Origin of the sequence: Aliikangiella sp. G2MR2-5 (assembly GCF_015687155.1) — a bacterium.
Taxonomy (GTDB): Bacteria; Pseudomonadota; Gammaproteobacteria; order Enterobacterales; family Kangiellaceae; genus Aliikangiella.
Genome location: NZ_JADPQF010000002.1, coordinates 244,462 through 264,815, shown reverse-complemented (window position 1 = coordinate 264,815; position 20,354 = coordinate 244,462). Strand labels below are relative to the sequence as shown.

Genomic DNA, 20,354 nt, shown 5'->3' with positions numbered 1-20,354 from the left:
AAAAGTTGCAGTCGCAGTAGTCATTATGCTTCTCCCTTATCAACATCAAAGCGAGATAAGAATGGACCAAAGCCATCATCACCCAGCCAGTACTTCAACATATTGTTGATACCATTTGTAGTCATTGTTGCTCCGGAAAGGGCATCAACTTCAGTGTCTTTGGTTGCGCCGCCTTTCACTAGCTCGAGTGCTAGTTTGGCGTTGCTATCAAGCAACTTCTTACCAGGCCATGTTGCCAGCCATTTAGCATTATCAACCTCTCCTCCAAGACCAGGTGTTTCACCATGCTCGTAGAATTTCAGGCCAACAACGGTCTGTTTGTCAGACTCGAGGGCAACAAAACCGTATAGCGTTGAGAATAAGCCGCTACCGTGAATCGGGAGAATGATGGTTTTAACCTTACCAGCATCTTTAACCAGATATATTGAAGCAACTTTTGAACGACGTTTGATACGGGCAGTGTCTTCTTCAATGATGACACTAGTCGCCGGATCTTTTGCCATTTGGCGCTGGTCAAAAGTCTCAGCATTCCCAACTTCGACAAACTTTCCTGTTTCCAGGTCCACAAACTTTCTTTCGAAGTTTTCAAAAGTCTTGGCAACGTCAGTTGTTTCATCGAGCATATTGGCTGCGATTAAAATGTTTTTCTTTTTGTCGAGAGACGCGTTGGCTTTTTGTTGGTCTTTTAGTGATACCGCGGTATAAGAAACCAGTACCGAGCAAACCAGACAAAGGGCAACGGCGACAAAAATAGTTTTGAAAAATGAATCATTATTAGCTGACATAGCGTTTAGCCCTCCGCTTAATGTTCGCCTGAACAATAAAGTGGTCAATCAGTGGAGCAAACAAGTTAGCAAATAGAATGGCTAACATCATGCCTTCAGGGTATGCCGGATTGGCAACACGTATCATGACACACATGGCTCCGACTAACGCTCCGAAATAGAACTTACCTTTGTTGGTAAGAGAAGCTGAAACCGGATCTGTTGCCATAAACATCATGCCGAATGCAAAACCGCCAGTAACCAGATGCCAATGCCATGGCATGGCAAACATATGATTAGTGTCGCTGCCAACAGTGTTGAACAGTAACGAAGTGGCAATCATTCCAAGCATGACGCCAGTGACGATGCGCCAGGAAGCAATACGGAAATAAATCAACGCCAGACCGCCAATTAAAATCATAAGAGTGGAGACTTCTCCGATAGAGCCAGGCAGAAATCCGAAGAATGCGTTTTTCCATGCTTCACTTTGCACTGCTTCAAAAAATGACATGCTAAATGCTGTGTCATACGCGCCAGTTGCAGCTGCCGCAAGCGGGGTTGCGCCTGAGAAGCCGTCTACTACATTCCACACATCGCCGGTCATATCGGCAGGATAAGCGAAGAACAGGAATGCTCGTCCTGCAAGTGCGGGGTTGAGGAAGTTTTTACCGGTCCCACCAAAGACTTCTTTGGCTATAACGACACCAAAAGAAATTCCCAGAGCTGCTTGCCACAACGGAATATCCGGCGGAAGTATCAATGCAAATAAAATCGAAGTTACAAAGAAACCTTCATTAACTTCATGACCGCGAACTGAAGCGAACAGAACTTCCCAGAAGCCACCGACGATAAAAGCCGTCGCATAAATAGGCAGGAAGTAAAGGGCTCCGATGAACATTGAACTGAGAACATCTTTTGAATATTCTGCGCCAAATAAACTCATCATCCAACCGCGCCAGCCTTCTAGAGCTGTAGTGTTAGTCAAAGCCATAGCATCAACAGTCTGGTATCCAACGTTATACATTCCCCAGAACATGGCCGGGAAAGTACAGAACCAGACAAAAATCATGATACGTTTGAGGTCAATATTGTCACGAACGTGTGAGGCGTTCTTGGTAACATGACCAGGGGTGTATAAAATGGTCGTTACCGCTTCGTAAAGCGCGTACCATTTTTCGTACTTACCACCTTTTTCGAAATGGGGCTCGAGGTGGTCAATGTATTCTCTTAAACCTTTCATTAGCCTTCCTTCTCGATAGTGGTTAAAACATCACGCAAGATTGGGCCGTATTCGTATTTGCCTGGACAAACAAAAGTACAAAGAGCCATATCTTCTTCGTCAAATTCTAAGCAGCCTAACTGTTGTGCCGTATCTGTATCGCCAACAACTAGCGCTCGGATCAATTGAGTCGGCAGAATGTCCCATGGCATAACTTGTTCATAGGTGCCAATGGGCATGATCGCTCTTTCACTGCCGCCAGTAGACGTGGTCATGTCGAATTTCTTATTAGGGCTTAAATGAGAGCTAAAAGCTTTAGTCGCAGAGAATTTGTCGGAGCCCAGATGGATCCAGCCAAAGAATTCCTTCTCTCGACCCTCTTTTAAAACAGAGATTTGATTGTGGTAACGACCAAGATACGCTCGGTGATGAACGGCAATATGTCCGTTAAATACAGAACCGGAAATCACGCGCTCGTCATCATCATTAATGTTACCGGCAATCAGCTGGTCAGTATTTGCGCCGATACGAGTCTTAATTAGGCGAGGCTCCTTCACCAGAGGTCCAGCCAGGGAAATCACTCTATCGGTGAATAGTCGGCCGCTAGTGAAAAGCTTGCCGACTGCAATTACATCCTGGTATCCAATGTGCCAAACGCTGCGTTGGTCATTGACCGGCTTAAGGAAGTGAATGTGAGTGCCTACATTACCTGCCGGATGAACACCGGAAAAAGCGTGGTAAGACGCAACCGGATTTTGTGCCAGATCGTGGTTGTTTTCACCATTGTGACAAACAAAGAGTTCGCCTTCGGTCAGGTGTTTCAGTACTGTCAGGCCGTGATTAAAGGCTTCGATCTCCTGAGCAACTACTACCATAGGGTCGGCTGCCAGAGGATTAGTGTCCATTACCGAAACAAAGATTGCGGCAGGTGCTGCATCCAGCTCAGGAATCTTGCTCATTGGTCGAACACGTAGTGCTGTCCATAAGCCTGACTCAACCAGGTTTTCGACAACTTGTTCACGCTTGAGCTGATTTAGCTGGGCTGCATCATACTTGGAGAACTCTTTGTATTCATCGCCTTCAATTTCAACAACTACAGAGAGTAACTTTCGTTTTGCCCCCCGGTTTATTGCCTTGATAGTGCCGCTTGCAGGGGCAGTGTAGGTGACGCCGGCAGTTTTCTTATCGACGAAGATTTCGTCGCCGCATTTGACCTTGTCGCCAACGCGAACCTTCATCGACGGCTTCATTCCCAGATAGTCTTCACCGAGGATGGCCACTTCAGATACTGCGGGTCCGTCAAGAATTTCTTGTTTGGGACTACCATTTATAGGCAAGTCCAGACCTTTGCGTATTTTGATCATAGAATTTTCAGTGGTAAAAAGTTAAATGTGAAACGTCTAACTATAGTCGATAACGATCATTCCTGCGCAATACAGGCCCACTAGAATCTAAGGGGGTAGCGCTACCAGATAGACAAATTTTCGTCTTAATTTTTGCTCAAACTTAATGTGAAATATCGAGTATCTCAAGACCCCAAATTTGAGCGCGCGTATTATACGGGGTTAGGCGGTTAAATGACCAGCGAAAAGCTAAAAAATCCTCGGAATTTAATGATATATACTCTCTATTGCGACATTTATTGGCAATTTAACCTATACTGGTACCTGAACTACTGTTATCTTAACTAATTGACATTAAATACTTTATTGGGGAAGTAAGCTTGCTTCCATGCGGGGATCCTCTTCAAAAGTAATACCTTAAGTTGAGTACGATATGGATTTAGGGGTGTTTTTAGCTTGAAGGCTGTCTTAATTGTTCTTCTTTGCCCGTGTTTACTATTGGCTAGCTGGGGCCGTGCTGCAGAAACGGCTGACGAGCAGGTCATGCGGCCAGTTATTATATCTCGTTTGCTGAATCAGGTTCGCTGGAGCCCTGAGCAATTGAGTAAAGCTTCAAATGAGAAGTTTGTTTACTGTGTAACCGGGGATTATTCTATATATCGTGATTTTAAACGGTACCTTAAGGGTTTGACTATCGCCAACCTGCTTATTTCTATTGAAGCTTTGACCGAGGGCGAAAGTGCAGATCACTGTCATGCTATTTTTTACAAGTCTCCCAGCAAGCAGGCTGCAATTTCAATTGTAAACGACTACGGGAATTCCGGAGTCGTTCTCACTGGCGAAGGTCGTGGGGTCGCTCAGGCCGGGTTTCATATCAGTATTTTTGTCGGTAAGGATGAGTTTTTTGACTTTGAGTTAAACCTGGATGCGTTTCAAAATAGTGAGCACGGAATAGATCCCAGTTTATTTTCGTTGGGCAAAGTTGTTCCAGGAGAAGTTGCAAGAAGAGCAAGCCTGATGAGATCCTTGTTAGGTTACACAGAATGGCCGACCGATGCCCCTTTAAGTGAAACCTTTGTCCTTTGTACTTTCGAGCAATCCTTGTTAGTAGACTATGCCTCCTTTCTTCTGGAAAGCAAATCAATTCAAGGAAAGCTATCAAATATCAAGCAAATAGATAAGTTTACTGTTAGCGATGGATGCAACGCCCTTTTAGTTACCGAGGCTGAAATAGAGCAACTGAAAAAGATAGCATTACAAAGAAAGCGAGAGAAAATTCTGATAGTTGCTGTTGGAGAGCGGTTGTCTGAAAACGGGGCACATTATAATCTGGCAACTGTTGATGATGATACCAATAGCCGCTTCCAGGTTAATTTACTGGCCATGAATGAAACAGGCCATAAACCCCATTATCAGCTGTTAAGCTCTGCACATATAGTGTCTTTCGACGTGCCTTTGCTAAGCCAGCTCTTCTTCCAAATGCTGCAGCTAACCAATGTGCCGAAGCAAATAGACACTACCATGCCCAGACGAGTTTGCTATTGGAGTTCACAGCAAGAGTTCTCGGATGTATCCGAATATATGAAATTGCTAGATAGGCAAAATCACTATCAAATGATTTCTGTTGCAAAGTTAGATGAGCTGGATAAATGTTTTGCATTAATCACACATGAAACAAGCTCAACAGAGCAACTTGAATTAGAAAGAAAACAAAAGGAGAAAGGGTTCCTTTATATATCGCAAAATAAAACGAGTAAGAATATAGGCGCACATTACAATATTAAAACCGAGCCAAACCGGATCGTACTGGAATTGTTTGATGAAAACCTCGGGTACTCAGGGTTCACTCCAGCTCCCCTGCTAAGAAGTAAAGGAATACTTGTTGGGAGGAGGGACCAATGATTAATCTGGGACGCTCAATAAGAACCCGTCTGGTAGTCATCATCTCTCTGATCTCTGCATCGGCATTAGCAATCGGCATGATTAGTATTGGGGTCAATTTTTACCGGACTACCAAAGATGCAATGATCGCCGATGCCGAAACTCAGGCCGCTTTTCTGGCGACTAACGCGGCTGTACCTATTAGCCTGGGGGGGACTGATGTCCTCAAACAGCTGCTTGGCTCGGTCAACCTTAGTGGTGAATTTGGGGCTGGTATTTTTGACAGCTCCAGAGCGCTTCTTGCGGTGCGAGATGAACAGGATGCCGAGTTTTATATCAGCGGCGCCGAATATCATGACAAAAAGCGGGTTTACTGGTCTTCCGACAGGCTTTATGTTTGGTATCCGATTGTTCAAAGAGACGGTGAATATTCCGGAGTTGTATATTTAAAAATATCCACAGAAGATTTTTATACCAAGATCAGAGACTTTGCTCTGGTCAGCCTGATTATTGCTGTGGCATTAATATTCATGGTTTACCTGACTTCCTTGCGCTTACAACGGACCATTTCAAACCCTATTGTCGAGCTTGATGAATTCAGCCGTAAAGTTAGTGGAAGTGGTAACTATGCAATTAGAGCGCCTGGTTATGGTGACAACGAAATAGGATCTCTGGCTCGCTCTTTAAACCGAATGCTTGAGACTATAGAAGTTAATCAGAAAGAGAGAGATTCTGCTAATGAAGCCCTGCAGCTAAATAAAAAGCGACTGGAAAGAGCGGTAAAAGATCTTCAGTATCTAGCGAATTATGACTCACTGACCCAGTTACCTAACCGTGCGTTGTGTATGGATCGAATCAAATATGCGCTTAAGCGTGCATCTCGGACTAGTACAATGGTCTCTATCCTCTTCTTGGATTTAGACCACTTCAAGGATGTCAACGATTCTCTGGGGCATGCGGTCGGAGATCAGCTGCTTAAAGCTACCAGTCAACGCCTTTTAGACAGAATACGGAGTGAAGATACTCTGGCCAGATTGGGTGGAGATGAGTTCGTTATTATTCTGAATGAAATTTATGATACCGAAGACGTTATTTCCATTGTGGAAAAAATAGTTTCCAGTTTTGAAGCCCCTTTCAAATTATCCAGCTACGAAGTCAACACTACCGTAAGTGTCGGTGTTTGTATGTTTCCGAATGACGGAGCTGATGTCGATTCATTAATGAAAGCTGCTGATGCGGCAATGTATAAGGCCAAAGAAGTTGGTCGTAATACCTATGAGTTTTATGAAGCGCAGTTGAATCAACTCGCCATAAGGCGACACCAACTGGCGAATGAGCTGCGCCAAGCAATCAAAAATGAGGAGTTGAGTCTGGTATTCCAACCTCAATTGAATATTGCGCAAAACACCGTTATTGGCGCAGAGGTATTGATCCGCTGGTACCATCCTATTCTAGGCAATATTTCACCAGCAGAGTTCATTCCTATTGCTGAGAACACAGGGCTTATTAAAGATATCGGTATTTGGGTCATGGATAATGCATGTCGTAGAATTGCAGATTGCCGTGATATTGGAATTGATATCCGTCTGGCGGTGAATTTATCTGCATTGCAATTCAGACAGGCAGATTTACCTGAATCGATCGCTCGAACGCTACAAAAATATCGCATTCCACCACATATGCTTGAAGTAGAAATTACCGAAAGCATGTTAATGCGAGACGTTAGCCAGGCTATCTCGATTCTCGAGCGACTCAAGGAAATGCAAATTCGTATTGCTATTGATGACTTTGGGACAGGGTATTCGTCATTATCCTATTTAAGGCGATTCCCGTTGGATGCTCTTAAGATCGACAGGTCATTTATTGATGAAGTTGTGGTTGACGCAGATGATACGGCCATTACTCTGGCGATCATCTCTATGGCTAAGAGTCTGCGCCTGGAAGTTATCGCAGAAGGTGTAGAAACTGCACAGCAAAAAGCGTTTCTGGCGGAAAATAATTGTGATGATATTCAAGGATACTTCTTCGCTAAACCCATGCCATATACTGAATTTGTCGACTTTTTGAAGCAGAATTCTGAGGGTGAAGAAGGAGTAAATCAGTCTGCAAGCTGACCTGCTAAAACCAACCTGCCGGTAAATTGCAAATATTCTTGATTCTTACCGGCTTTTCTCTTGTATATCTGAAATATGTCAGGTAAGATTTGCGCCCTTTTCGGTGGTTCCTTTATTGTCGAGGGCCATCTTGTTGAGTAATTAACCTTCGAAGTGTTGAATGAGTAACTTGAGAAAGAAGCTTATAGCCGGTAACTGGAAAATGAATACTTCCAGGAGTGAGGCGATTCAACTGGCAAGCAATGTTATTGCTGATTCATTGCCAAAAGAAGGAGCTGAACTGCTTATTTGTGTACCTTTGGTCCACTTGGCCGATATTGGCAAGCTAACTGCCAATACCCACATCAAGTTGGGGGCGCAGGATGGGCATTGGGAAAGCAATGGAGCGTTTACCGGAGAGGTAAGTGTCTCTATGCTGAAGGACTATCAGGTGGATTATTTACTGGTTGGTCATTCAGAAAGAAGAGAAATGTTCGCAGATGATGATGCAAGAGTAGCAAAGAAGTTCGCTGCTGCTTTGAAAAATGGGATAACGCCCATATTATGTATCGGCGAATCTTTGGAGCAAAGAGAGCAAGGGGTGACCCTTGAAGTGCTGCAAACTCAAGTTAAAGCTGTTATTGATGAAGTAGGAATAGAAGCTTTCTCAGATGCTGCTATTGCTTATGAACCAATTTGGGCTATTGGAACTGGAAGGACCGCAACTCCAGAGCAGGCTCAGGAAGTCCATTTTGAACTTCGTCGCTGGTTAGCTGAATATAATCCTGAAATTGCAGACGGGATTCAGATTTTGTATGGTGGTAGCATGAATGCTGCCAATGCTGATGAGTTGTTATCACAAAATGATATTGATGGCGGACTTATTGGTGGAGCTTCGTTGAAAGCTGAAGACTTTTTAACGATTTATTCTTTTGCAGGATAAACGATGGAAATTATATTAATTATCTATTTGGTTGTTTCGATTGCTTTGATCGGAATTATTTTATTGCAGCAAGGCAAAGGTGCCGAGATGGGCGCGTCCTTTGGTGCTGGTGGTGCAAATACTGTTTTCGGAGCCGCAGGTTCAGGAAATGTATTGACTAAAACCACGACTATTTTAGCTATTCTGTTCTTTGCTATTGCTCTTGGAATTAGCTATATGAATTCGACTGGCGATGAAGCTAAAGATGCAGTTCTGGATACAGCCCCGGTTGTCGAAGAACAAACTGCAGAAAAAAGCATCGAATCTCAATTGCCTGTGGAGCAAGGTGGTATTGAATCAGAAGTGGCGCCAATGGCTGAAAAGAAAACTGAATCGGTATCAGAGAGCGAAGCGGTTGAAAAATTGGAAGCTGAAGCTAAGAAGCTTTCCGAAGATACTACTAAAGCTGCAGAAGAGACTAAAGAAGAAGTAAAAGATAAGGAAGACGGCAACAACTAATTGCCAGTATCCTGAGTATCGTATTTACGAATTTGCCGAAGTGGTGGAATTGGTAGACACGCTATCTTGAGGGGGTAGTGACCATCGGTCGTGCCGGTTCAAGTCCGGCCTTCGGCACCATCTATAAAAACCGCCTGTTCAGGCGGTTTTTTATTATTGATTTTTCCTAATAATTCAGCTCAATTTTTGTTTCTGTCAATAGACAAAGCCTGCCTTGATCGCGTAGAATACCCAGAATTTGCCGCGGTCGCGGACAAATTGCGAAATTCATATCAAAAGCGGAAGAGATCATCATACTTTTCCGCTTTTTAGTATCTGTTTTAGCCGGAGGCTATCTTGCACAATCCAATGATGTCTAAACCTGCAATTCTGGTTCTCGAAGACGGAAGTATTTTTCACGGCACCTCTATCGGTGCTGATGGTGAGTCGGTTGGTGAAGTTGTGTTTAACACTTCAATGACCGGCTATCAGGAAATTTTGACTGATCCTTCCTATGCACGTCAAATGATTACGTTGACCTATCCACATATAGGAAATACAGGGATCAACTCTGAAGACGAAGAGTCTGATCAAATCTGGGCGGCTGGATTGATCATCCGTGACTTGCCACTAGTGGCAAGTAACTGGCGAAGCGAAATGTCACTGAGCGAGTATTTAGTCAGTAAAAATGTCGTCGGCATCGCCGACATTGATACTCGTCGTTTAACACGAATTCTACGTAATAAAGGTGCACTTTCTGGTTGTATTATTGCTGGAGAAGGTGTGAACGAAGAGCAGGCTCTTGAAAAAGCGAAAGGCTTCGCTGGTTTAAAGGGAATGGATCTTGCCAAAGAAGTGACCACCGATGAGCAATATGAGTGGAAGGAAGGAGTCTGGACCTTAGGTGAAGGACACCGCCAAATATCCGATGATGACATTAAGTTTCATGTAGTCGCTTATGATTTCGGTGTGAAGAAGAATATCTTGAGGATGCTCGCTGAGAGAGGTTGCCGCTTGACCGTAGTTCCTGCTCAAACGCCAGCGGAAAAAGTACTGGAAATGGATCCTGATGGAATTTTCCTGTCCAATGGACCAGGGGATCCAGAGCCTTGTGATTATGCGATTGAAGCAATTCAAAACTTCTTGAAAACAGACCTTCCTATTTTTGGTATTTGTCTGGGTCATCAGCTATTGTCCATAGCTGCAGGCGCTAAGTCACTTAAAATGAAGTTTGGTCATCACGGCGCAAACCATCCGGTTGAGGATGTAGAAAGTAAAAAAGTAATGATTACCAGTCAGAACCATGGTTTTGCTATCGATGAAACAACATTGCCATCGAACATAAAAGTCACTCATAAGTCGCTTTTTGATGGCAGTTTGCAAGGAATTGAGTTTACTGACAGGGCTGCATTTAGTTTTCAGGGACATCCTGAAGCGAGCCCCGGGCCTCACGATGTAGCGCCACTGTTTGATAAATTTATTATGCAGTTGAGCGAGCGAGCCGCAAAGTAAATAAAATTGGGTAGGCTAACTACCTCTGTTAATTTAAGTCCACCGAGTAACGACTAATACGGTAATATTGAATGCCAAAACGTAACGACATTGAAAGTATCTTAATTCTAGGCGCTGGTCCCATCATCATAGGTCAGGCTTGTGAGTTTGACTACTCTGGCGCGCAAGCATGTAAAGCATTAAAAGAAGAAGGGTATCGAGTTATTCTTGTTAACTCGAATCCGGCGACGATCATGACCGATCCGGAAATGGCCGACGCAACTTATATTGAGCCGCTTCATTGGGAAGTGGTCGCCAAAATTATCGAAAAAGAAAAACCTGATGCAATTTTGCCGACTATGGGCGGACAAACAGCACTGAACTGTGCGCTTGACCTGGCATCTAGAGGTGTTCTTGAAATACACCAGGTTGAAATGATAGGCGCGACCCGGGAAGCGATCGACAAAGCTGAAGATCGTGAGCAATTTGCAGAAGCGATGAGAAAGATAGGGCTAGATATGCCGAGAGCTGGGATTGCCCACTCGATGGAAGATGCCTATAAAGTTCTCGATGAAGTTGGCTTTCCTTGTATTATCCGTCCTTCTTTTACTATGGGAGGAACTGGTGGAGGAATTGCTTACAACCGCGAAGAGTTTGAAGAAATATGTAACCGCGGTCTGGATCTGTCACCGACTACTGAGCTTCTGATTGATGAATCACTGATCGGATGGAAAGAGTATGAAATGGAAGTTGTTCGTGACAAGAATGACAACTGCATTATTGTTTGCTCTATTGAAAATCTTGACCCTATGGGAGTGCATACTGGAGATTCAATTACTGTTGCACCAGCTCAAACACTGACCGACAAAGAATATCAAATTATGCGAAACGCTTCTTTGGCGGTACTACGCGAGATAGGCGTTGAAACTGGAGGCTCGAATGTTCAGTTTTCGGTTAATCCCGAAAATGGGCGCATGATCGTCATTGAAATGAATCCTCGAGTTTCTCGTTCATCAGCTCTTGCCTCAAAAGCAACAGGATTCCCTATTGCAAAAATTGCGGCGAAGCTAGCAGTTGGCTATACCCTGGATGAGCTTCAGAATGACATCACCGGTGGACGAACGCCTGCCTCCTTTGAGCCATCGATTGATTATGTGGTAACCAAGATTCCACGTTTTAATTTTGAGAAGTTTCCGAATTGTGACGATACATTGACCACTCAGATGAAATCGGTCGGTGAAGTTATGGCCATTGGTCGCAATTTTCAGGAATCAATGCAAAAAGCGCTGCGCGGACTGGAAACCGGTGCAGATGGCTTTGATCCATTACTGGATCCTAAAAGAGAGGGCTGGAAAGCCTGGTTGCACCAACGACTCCAGGTTCCTGGAGCCGAACGAATTTATTATCTTGCTGACGCTTTCCGCCAAAACTATTCGGTTGAGGAAGTTTTCCAGATTACATCGATTGATCCCTGGTTTCTTGTGCAAATAGAAGAGCTGGTGAAACTTGAGAAGGACTTTAGCAAACTGAGTGTTGGCGATCTGGATAAAGCGACTTTACGTTTAATGAAGCGAAAAGGATTTTCTGACAGACGACTGTCTAGCCTGTTACATATTTCAGAAAAAGAAATGCGTCGTATCCGCCACAAACTGGATTTATATCCGGTTTATAAACGTGTCGACACCTGTGCTGCAGAGTTTGCGACGGATACCGCTTACATGTATTCGACTTATGATGAAGAATGTGAAGCCGAACCTAGCGATAGAGAAAAGATTTTGATCCTCGGTGGTGGTCCTAACCGAATTGGCCAGGGGATAGAGTTCGATTATTGTTGTGTACATGCGGCATTCGCTATGCGTGATGATGGCTATGAAACTATCATGGTTAACTGCAACCCGGAAACAGTATCAACAGATTATGATACTTCTGACCGGCTATATTTTGAGCCAGTTACCCTTGAAGATGTTCTTGAAATAGTCAATAAAGAAAAACCGAAAGGGGTAATTGTTCAGTACGGAGGACAAACTCCGCTAAAACTGGCTCGCGAGCTTGAAGCTGCGGGAGTACCAATTATTGGAACCTCTCCTGATGCTATTGACCGCTCTGAAGACAGAGAAAGATTTCAGCGAGCTATTGAAAAGCTTGGATTGAAACAGCCTCCTAATCGTACTGCGACCAATGCCAGAGACGGTGTACGTCTGGCTGAAGAAATCGGATATCCATTAGTTGTTCGCCCTTCCTATGTTCTAGGTGGACGAGCTATGGAAATTGTATTTAATGAAGACGAATTGCGTCGTTATATGAATGATGCCGTTTCTGTTTCCAATGAGTCTCCGGTATTACTGGATCGATTCCTGGACGATGCAATTGAAGTTGATGTTGATGCCATTTATGACGGTGAAACGGTAATCATTGGCGGCATAATGGAGCATATCGAGCAAGCGGGTGTTCACTCTGGTGATTCGGCCTGCTGTATTCCTCCACATACTTTGAGTCAGGAAATCCAGACTCGCCTGGTGGAGCAAATTGAAGCTATGGCCAAAGAGCTCGGTGTTCGTGGTTTGATGAATACTCAGTTTGCTATTCAGGGCGAAGAAATTTATGTGCTTGAAGTTAATCCAAGAGCATCGCGAACTGTCCCATTTGTTTCCAAAGCTACTGCGCGCCCTCTAGCCAAAATAGCGGCAAGTGTAATGGCTGGCAGGTCTTTGAAAGAACAAGGTGTTACCAAACCTGTTTCAAGTGATTTCTTTACCGTTAAAGAGCCGGTTTTCCCATTCAACAAATTCCCGGGCTCAGATCCTATTCTTGGACCGGAAATGAAATCCACCGGTGAAGCGATGGGGGTTGGAGATTCGTTTGGTGAAGCCTATTATAAAGCTCAGTTGGGCGGAGGCTCTCAGGCACCTCGTGGTGGCAAGGCAATTTTGAGTGTGAAAGAGAGTGATAAAGCGAAACTGCCGGAAACTGCGAAAGCTCTTATTGAATGCGGTTTTGAGATTCTGGCGACAGGCGGTTCTGCTTCGACTTTAATTAAAGAAGGAGTGTTCTGTCAGCGAGTGAACAAGGTTTATGAAGGGCGCCCTCATCTGGTTGATATGATTAAGAATGATGAGATCGATTATATTGTTAATACTACCGAAGGTAAGCAAGCGGTAGCCGATTCATTCCAGATCCGTCGTTCAGCACTTCAATACAAAGTGGCCTATTCGACAACACTGGCTGGAGGCTTGGCTACAGCGAAAGCTGTTCGCCATCAAACAAGACAAAAAGTCGTTTCAGTGCAAGAATTGCACAAGAGAATTAAATAGTAGGGTTTATTAAAGATGAACATGACACCTATGACAAAAGCCGGTGCGGAAGCACTGAAAGCGGAACTGAATGATCTTAAACAAGTTCAGCGTCCAAGGGTTGTAGCTGCTATTGCTGAAGCACGCGAACATGGCGACTTGAAGGAAAATGCAGAGTATCACGCCGCAAGGGAGCAACAAGGTTTTATTGAAGGACGAATTCAGGAAATAGAAGGTAAGCTTGGAAGTGCGCAAATTATTGATGTAACAACCATTACCAATAACGGCAAGGTTATTTTCGGGTCTACTTTAGATTTGATGAACCTCGATACAGAAGACGAAGTTTGTTATCAAATTGTTGGCGATGATGAAGCTGACTTAAAACAAAACAAAATTTCGGTAAACTCACCGATCGCTAGAGCTTTGATTGGCAAGGAAGAAGGAGATGTTGTGGTAGTAAAAACTCCTGGCGGTGATGTTGAATATGAAGTGCTGGAAGTTAAGTACATTTAATTTTTTCGTCAACTACTTTTATTAGAGGCCTGCTTTATGCGGGCCTTTTTGTTGATAGCTATCTCGACGACATGATAAAAAATCGTTATAAATCCTGCCAATCATCATGTTTTGAGAATATTTTCATTGCTTATCTTTTATTCAACAAATCACTTGAGACAGATCAAGTTAACACTCAATTCGCAGTATTAGAATCCTCCGCAAATAGTAACCGGAGGAATTACTATGAATATCCACAAGCTGTCCATTTTAGTTTTATTGGGATTAATCAATATTATCGTTGCAACTAGCGAAGCGAAAGTCCTGACTCTGGCTGAGTCGATCAATAAAGCGGGACAACAGCGTATGTTATCTCAGAGAATCGCAAAGAACTATCTGTTAATTACCCATAGAATTAATAGTAAAGATGCCGAAGCTGAACTTGATGAGAGTATGGCGATCTTTGAAGAAAACCTTTTCAATCTCAGAGACTCAATAGTGACACCTTCGATTAAAGAGCGCCAACAATCTTTGCAGCGAAAGTGGATTGATTTTAGAAAATTTGTTTTGGACAATCGCAGTAAAGATAACTCGCGAAAAGTACTGGAGCTTAGTAATGAGTTGCTTGGTACTGCACATCAGCTGGTACTTGCTTTGCAGGAATCTTCCGCTAAGAAAAGTGCTGAATTAATCAACATATCTGGGCGACAGCGGATGCTTTCCCAAAGGATAGCGCTTTACTATATTGCCAGTTATGTTGGACTGAGAGACGCTAAAGTTCATGAGACCTTTAATGTCGCTGTGAGTGAATTTAATGAAGGGTTGCGTTATCTGGTTGCTTCTAACGAAAACTCTAATCAGATCAAGTCTTCATTGCTGGAAGTGGAAAAGCAATGGAAGTTCTACAAGGGCAAATTTGTTGGTATTGGAACTGAGCGATATGTTCCAAGGGTGATTAGAGTCATTACCGAAGGATTTCTTAGAGACATGGATCGAGTCACCAGTTTGTACCAAGAAACTTTAGGGGCGTGAAAGGCTTTTTCCGTTCCAATGCAGAAATAATAGACAGTAGAGGTCGTGTAGATGCAGCTTTGTGATTATTTAAAAAAAGAACACTGTTTAATTCTTTCAGTAATTCAGCATTCAAAAAAGCTTGTATCACAGGCTCGATTAATGGAGTGGAAGACATTTTCTCATCAGGTGGAATTTGTTATCGAGTTTATCGAAAATTTTACCGATTCATACCATCATTACAAAGAAGAAGAGCTGTTGTTCTCAGCCCTTAATAAGCCTGGAGTGCTAACCCATTGCAATCCTGTGGGACAAATGCTTTATGAGCATGAGTCAGCAAGAAAGGCGGTTAACAATATCAAGTCAGGACTTAAAGAAAGATGTATTGAAGGAATATGTTCCGGACTGGAAGAGTACGGCGCACTATTGGAACAACATATTTTTAAAGAAGACAATATTCTTTATCCTATGGCTGAAAGGAGTCTTGACGAAGTGGCTCAGGAAAAGGTTCTACAGGCAATGCAAGAAGTAGACGCGCGAATGGAAAGAGAGCTCTTGTTTGAGAAGTACAATGCCGCGCTGGCTGAATTCGGTGACTATGAAAATAAACACTGCCAGATTTAACAGCTCTCTGGTACAAAATTTAACCGTGTCGCTGGACCTTCCCATCTAGTCATGAGATTATTCCCTCTATAAAAAAGAATAAGACATACTATGGTAATCAATGGACAACAGTTACTCAGGGAATTACTTTGACGAAGAGTTTTACGCCACGACTATCGAGACTATCCAGGATGGTGTCTTTGTCGTAAAGCGAGATAAATTTGTACTGGTAAATCAGGCTTTTCTCAACATTCTGGGAAGACGGCGCTCTGAAGTTATGGGGAGCCAATTTCAGGACTATGTGGCGAGTGAGTATGTCGAGTTAGTTCAAGAAAGATATCGAGCGCGGCTCAGAGGCGAAAATCCTCCGAATGAATATGAGATAGAAATCCTTAACGCAAAGGGGGAGCGCCTGGTTGTCCAGTTAAAAGTTAATGTTTTTACTGCAACCGATGGTGATGAGTGTGTTGTTTGCAGTTTACGCGATATCACCCTTCAACAGATGCTACTTAACCGACTGAAGCAATCGGAAAGTGAGTTTCGTAAAATTATCGAGAATATGCCCGGTATCTTTTATCGAACTGATGCCAATGGGTTAATCACTATGGCTTCTCCATATTCGGCAGATATTTTAGGCTACGATGAAAAGGAAGTAATTGGCCAGCCTTTATCACAATTTTATTCTGAGCCACATCAACGTGCTGAGGCACTGACCAAAATCATGCAAGGAGGCGGCAAGCCGGTCGAAGTTGAGTCTATGCTCAGAAAGAGAGATGGCTCAACCATTTGGGTCGCCACCAGTGCTTTCGCTCGTTACGATAAAGATGGCTGTTTCGACGGAGTCGAGGGGATATCGAGGAATATTACTGACCGTAAAAATCTGGAAGCAGAACTTCGCGAAATGGCTGTCCGCGACCAGCTTACCGGGTTGATGAATCGTTTTGGCTTGCATGAGCACTTGGAAACAGCCTTAAGTCGTGCCAAACGTAAGCATAACCAGGTCTCTATTGTTTATCTTGATCTGGATGACTTTAAGCAGGTTAATGATCAGTTTGGTCATATTGCCGGAGATAATTACCTGGTAGAGTTTGCCAAGCGATTAATCAAAAGTTTTCGTGAGTCTGATATTGTTGCGCGAATCGGAGGTGATGAATTTCTGATTCTACTGGATGAGAACACGCTGATCGACTCTATAGACAGCTTTTTGTCACGTTTGAAGCGAATTATGAGTGAGCCCTACCATCAAGAGTCGCAACTGATGGAATTTAAGTACAGTTTAGGCATCGCTACCTTTCCAAAGCACGGCTCTGACGCGTCGGAACTGCTTAATTACGCGGACCAGCAAATGTATTGCTCAAAGAAATTATAGATAGGAAGTAATAATTTCTCAGGTCTATTAATTGTCGGAGGGGCTCCGACATTGGTTTCCATGACTACACTTTAATTCTTTAGAAAATATTGAATTATGGTAGTTTTGGTTTAGTATTAGATAAATATATTGTTCTTAGGTAACGGTGTTTTTGCTATGATGCAGCAGCAAAAAGGCATAGTTAAGTACCTGTTCATCTGCGCAGGATTGTTGCTAGTTGCAATTGGTGGTGTAGGAATTGTCGTACCTGGTTTACCGACAACAATTTTTCTTTTAGGCGCTGCTGTATGTTTTGCAAAGTCTTCTCCCTGTCTTCATTCCTGGCTAGTATCTCATTCTATTTTTGGCCCGATCATTAAAAACTGGCAAGAAAACCGTAGCATCCCCAGAAAAGCCAAATTTCTTGCCATTGGCTCCATGTTAGTGGCGTGTATTTACAGTTGGCTGATTATTGAATCAACTGAATTGCTGTTAGCAATTTATGTCATTATGCTTTATCCATTGTTTTTCGTTTATCGTCTACCAAACTCGGAAGATTTGAGTCGGGAAAGTAGCCTTTCTTGAAAGTGTCAGGGCTTATGAGATTGAAAAATCTGTATCGGATTTTCCATCTTTAGTTGATCCACACGACTTTATTCGATTTAATAATTGCCGAATATCCCTTCCAAATAGCAAATGAGCGGTTTGTTTGAAAGTTGGGGGACCAGAGTAAATCGAAGAAAGTGAAAGAATATAGTCAGCCTATGCAAAAATACGAAGAGCTTTTAGTATCACTCCGAAAAATTATTCGTTCAATCGATCTACACTCTAAAAAGCTCAATAAGGACTCAGGACTAACGGGCCCCCAGTTATTGGTCCTGCAGGAAATTCAGTCAAATAAGGGGGTCTCTGCCAAAGACATAGCGACCAAAGTTAACCTAAGCCAGGGAACTATTACGACTATTTTGGACAGGCTGGAGTCTCGTCAGACAATAGAGCGGACGCGTAGCGAGTTTGACAGGCGCAAGGTTTCAATACATCTAACTGGTAAGGGCGAGTCGCTGCTCGAAAAATCACCTAAACCACTTCAGGATCACTTCATTGAGCGTTTTCAAGCACTCGAAGATTGGGAGCAAAATTTACTTTTGTCGAGCTTCAGTCGTGTTGCCACAATGATGGATGCTGCCGATCTGGACGCTGCCCCCTTGCTTGAAATTGGCCCAATTGTGGCAAAATCACCAGAAGAACACTAGTTCTGTCACTAAAGCTATATTTAATAGGTTGATTCGATCGATCTGCTTTCGCTATGCCTGTGCAAATGCAAACGAATGCTTTGTGTTAGCCTAATATTCGCTTTTATTTACTAATTTTAATATTAAGATGATTTGAGTACAAAGTATAATTGTTGTAGTATTAGTGCGACCATTTACAGCATTTGTGTCTGTCATGAGCTTTTCATACGTTGAAAAATTGCTGCTTTTAATGATTTTAACTTTGGTTTCGCCATTCGTTGATGCCGAAGGGCTTAAGTTGAGCCCGGAATCTCAACTGGTTAAAGAAGGGTATTATAGTTTGAGATGGAATAAAAAGATCTCAAATGATAAGTGGCTGCTTCAAGTTGCTGATACTCCCGAGTTTAACCGGTTAGTAAAGACTTATCCGCTTAATTTGGCTGGTGAAATAGCGCTAAGTGGTTATTCTGATGGGGTGTTTTTTGCTCGAATTGTTGATTCTGGCGGAGCTTCACAAAGCAATCCTGTGACTATTACCGTTCATCATCGCGAATTGTCGATGGCTTTCAAACTGTTTGCACTTGGTGCGGGCCTGTTTATTTTTCTGATTGTCCTAATTTTCTTTCCACAACTAGCTCGCGTTTACAAGGCGGGCGAAAAGCAACCTGAGTAGACGGTAACCCCCTATGGAACTAGTTACTATTCCCAGTCACTGGGCATTCTTGATATTAGGCGTTTTCGGAATCTTTTGGGTTGGCTTCGGTTGGTGGTTAGGCAAAAAGAATGAGTCCCTGGACGATTTCATGCTCGCAGGAAGGAACGTGGGGTTTGCTTTTGCGTCGGCCACAGCGATGGCGACCTGGATAACATCCAATACGACTTTAGTTGCTCCTCAACTAACTTATCAGTTTGGAATATGGGGAATGGTTGGCTATTCGATGGCGGCGCTGGGATTGATTTTATTTGCGCCTTTGGCCAAACGAATAAAGTTACTCATGCCTCAAGGCTATACTTGCGGTGATTTTATACGCTTGCGATATGGCAAAGTGGCCTGGTTTGTATTTTTGATAGTTTCTCTTTTTTACGCACTTGGCTGGTTAGTTAGCCTTGGCATGGCAGGCGGGATTTTGTTATCTGCACTGAGTGGAATTGACTATCACATTGGAATGAGCGCCATTCTTATTATCTGTGTTTTATATACCCTGCTTGGTGGACTCAGAGCAGTTATTGCTACTGATTTTATTCAAACAATTATTATTCTTTTTGGTGTTTTACTAATTGGCTACATTTGTGTACGTGATGTGGGTTTGGAAAATATTCATACTGCTGTAAGCCGAGAAAGTCCTGAACTATTAAATCTGCTCTTTCCCGCTGCGATCATGTTTTTATTCAATAATATATTTTTTGGCATCGGCGAAATATTTCACTCGAACGTGTGGTGGTCTCGGGCTTTTGCCTTTAAACAAAATTTGGGGCAGCGTGCTTTTCTCCTATCTGGATTGTTATGGTTGCCAATTCCTATTGTCACCGGATTCGTTGCACTTTCTGCAATGGCGCTTAATATTTATCCTCCAAGCGCTGATATGATTGGTCCTATGATTGCCGCAAGGTTGCTTGGTGATATCGGTGCGATTTTCGTTTTTGTTGTGGTTTTTTCGGCATTAGCATCAAGTCTTGATTCTTTGTTGGCTGCTACAAGTGACCTGCTAACTAAAGATATATATAAAGGCTTATTCAGGAAAGATGCCACTAAAAAGCAACTTCTCAAAACGAGCAAATATATGATTGTGGGGCTTGGTGGATTTACCTGGCTTTTATGTTTACCAAAAGTTGCAACGCTTGGTGCGTTGTTAAATTTCACCGGTGCTTTTGTGGCAAGTACCATCTGGCCAATCGTATTTGGACTTTACTACCGTCGTCTTGGGGGGATTACTGCTGCTCTTGCAATGGCGATTGCATCAGCTATTGGCCTGGTCGGCTATTTTAAAATTGGTTTTTATGTCGCTGCATTGCTGTCATGTTTAGTATCCTTAGTGATTTGCCTATCAGGTATTGCATTAAGGAATGAGAACTTTGACTGGCAGCTACTAAGCGCCGAAGAGGTGAAAAATAATGATTGAGTTCAGCTCATTTGAGTTGCTGGTTTATGCAGCTTTGGGGGTGACCC

17 protein-coding genes and 1 tRNA gene are annotated in these 20,354 nt (G+C 43.2%); 15 read left to right on the top strand and 3 right to left on the bottom strand.

What is annotated here, in order from left to right:
* Window positions 1–23: 23 nt before the first annotated feature.
* Genes IYN84_RS08550 through IYN84_RS08540 form a run of 3 tightly spaced genes read right to left on the bottom strand, consistent with a single transcriptional unit; the run spans window position 24 to window position 3,347 of the window.
* Window positions 24–785: a Na(+)-translocating NADH-quinone reductase subunit C gene (locus IYN84_RS08550; RefSeq protein ID WP_196138791.1), complete on the bottom strand. Its 762-nt coding sequence runs from the start codon at window positions 783–785 to the stop codon at window positions 24–26.
* Window positions 775–2,004 (bottom strand): NADH:ubiquinone reductase (Na(+)-transporting) subunit B, encoded by a 1,230-nt coding sequence (locus tag IYN84_RS08545; protein WP_196138790.1) that lies wholly within the window; start codon window positions 2,002–2,004, stop codon window positions 775–777. The genes IYN84_RS08550 and IYN84_RS08545 overlap by 11 nt, the downstream gene beginning before the upstream one ends.
* Complete coding sequence (locus tag IYN84_RS08540; RefSeq protein ID WP_196138789.1) at window positions 2,004–3,347, bottom strand: Na(+)-translocating NADH-quinone reductase subunit A; 1,344 nt, start codon at window positions 3,345–3,347, stop codon at window positions 2,004–2,006. Before IYN84_RS08540 ends, IYN84_RS08545 begins: the two co-directional genes overlap by 1 nt.
* A gap of 477 nt (window positions 3,348–3,824) precedes the next feature.
* Between IYN84_RS08540 and IYN84_RS08535 the strand changes: the two genes are divergently transcribed.
* From IYN84_RS08535 to IYN84_RS08465, 15 genes are all read left to right on the top strand, one after another.
* Entirely contained in the window at window positions 3,825–5,228 is a 1,404-nt protein-coding gene (locus tag IYN84_RS08535; RefSeq protein WP_196138788.1) for a YfiR family protein, read from the top strand.
* Complete coding sequence (locus tag IYN84_RS08530; RefSeq protein ID WP_196138787.1) at window positions 5,225–7,321, top strand: bifunctional diguanylate cyclase/phosphodiesterase; 2,097 nt, start codon at window positions 5,225–5,227, stop codon at window positions 7,319–7,321. The genes IYN84_RS08535 and IYN84_RS08530 overlap by 4 nt, the downstream gene beginning before the upstream one ends.
* A gap of 160 nt (window positions 7,322–7,481) precedes the next feature.
* Window positions 7,482–8,243 (top strand): triose-phosphate isomerase, encoded by a 762-nt coding sequence (gene tpiA / locus IYN84_RS08525; protein WP_246722755.1) that lies wholly within the window; start codon window positions 7,482–7,484, stop codon window positions 8,241–8,243.
* A gap of 3 nt (window positions 8,244–8,246) precedes the next feature.
* On the top strand, window positions 8,247–8,741 hold the full coding sequence (gene secG, locus IYN84_RS08520) for a preprotein translocase subunit SecG (protein ID WP_196138786.1): 495 nt from the start codon (window positions 8,247–8,249) through the stop codon (window positions 8,739–8,741).
* A gap of 34 nt (window positions 8,742–8,775) precedes the next feature.
* Window positions 8,776–8,861: transfer RNA gene (locus IYN84_RS08515), tRNA-Leu, on the top strand.
* 231 nt (window positions 8,862–9,092) lie between these two features.
* The gene (gene carA / locus IYN84_RS08510) at window positions 9,093–10,232 is read left to right on the top strand and encodes a glutamine-hydrolyzing carbamoyl-phosphate synthase small subunit (protein ID WP_196139176.1); all 1,140 of its coding nucleotides are present in this window, start codon (window positions 9,093–9,095) and stop codon (window positions 10,230–10,232) included.
* 71 nt (window positions 10,233–10,303) lie between these two features.
* Window positions 10,304–13,522, top strand: coding sequence for a carbamoyl-phosphate synthase large subunit (carB, locus tag IYN84_RS08505; protein WP_196138785.1), 3,219 nt, complete (start codon window positions 10,304–10,306; stop codon window positions 13,520–13,522).
* A 15-nt stretch (window positions 13,523–13,537) separates the two neighbouring features.
* A complete protein-coding gene (gene greA, locus IYN84_RS08500) occupies window positions 13,538–14,014 on the top strand; it encodes a transcription elongation factor GreA (RefSeq protein ID WP_196138784.1) in 477 nt (158 codons plus the stop codon).
* Between the two features lie 225 nt (window positions 14,015–14,239).
* Window positions 14,240–15,025 (top strand): type IV pili methyl-accepting chemotaxis transducer N-terminal domain-containing protein, encoded by a 786-nt coding sequence (locus tag IYN84_RS08495; RefSeq protein WP_196138783.1) that lies wholly within the window; start codon window positions 14,240–14,242, stop codon window positions 15,023–15,025.
* 51 nt (window positions 15,026–15,076) lie between these two features.
* Window positions 15,077–15,628 (top strand): hemerythrin domain-containing protein, encoded by a 552-nt coding sequence (locus IYN84_RS08490; protein WP_196138782.1) that lies wholly within the window; start codon window positions 15,077–15,079, stop codon window positions 15,626–15,628.
* Window positions 15,629–15,728: 100 nt separating this feature from the next.
* Window positions 15,729–16,976, top strand: a complete 1,248-nt coding sequence (locus IYN84_RS08485; RefSeq protein ID WP_196138781.1) for a GGDEF domain-containing protein — start codon at window positions 15,729–15,731, stop codon at window positions 16,974–16,976.
* 156 nt (window positions 16,977–17,132) lie between these two features.
* Window positions 17,133–17,540, top strand: a complete 408-nt coding sequence (locus tag IYN84_RS08480; protein WP_196138780.1) for a YbaN family protein — start codon at window positions 17,133–17,135, stop codon at window positions 17,538–17,540.
* A 179-nt stretch (window positions 17,541–17,719) separates the two neighbouring features.
* On the top strand, window positions 17,720–18,208 hold the full coding sequence (locus IYN84_RS08475) for a MarR family winged helix-turn-helix transcriptional regulator (protein WP_196138779.1): 489 nt from the start codon (window positions 17,720–17,722) through the stop codon (window positions 18,206–18,208).
* Window positions 18,209–18,401: 193 nt separating this feature from the next.
* On the top strand, window positions 18,402–18,860 hold the full coding sequence (locus tag IYN84_RS08470) for a hypothetical protein (protein WP_196138778.1): 459 nt from the start codon (window positions 18,402–18,404) through the stop codon (window positions 18,858–18,860).
* A 13-nt stretch (window positions 18,861–18,873) separates the two neighbouring features.
* The gene (locus IYN84_RS08465; protein WP_196138777.1) at window positions 18,874–20,307 is read left to right on the top strand and encodes a sodium:solute symporter family protein; all 1,434 of its coding nucleotides are present in this window, start codon (window positions 18,874–18,876) and stop codon (window positions 20,305–20,307) included.
* Window positions 20,308–20,354: the final 47 nt, after the last annotated feature.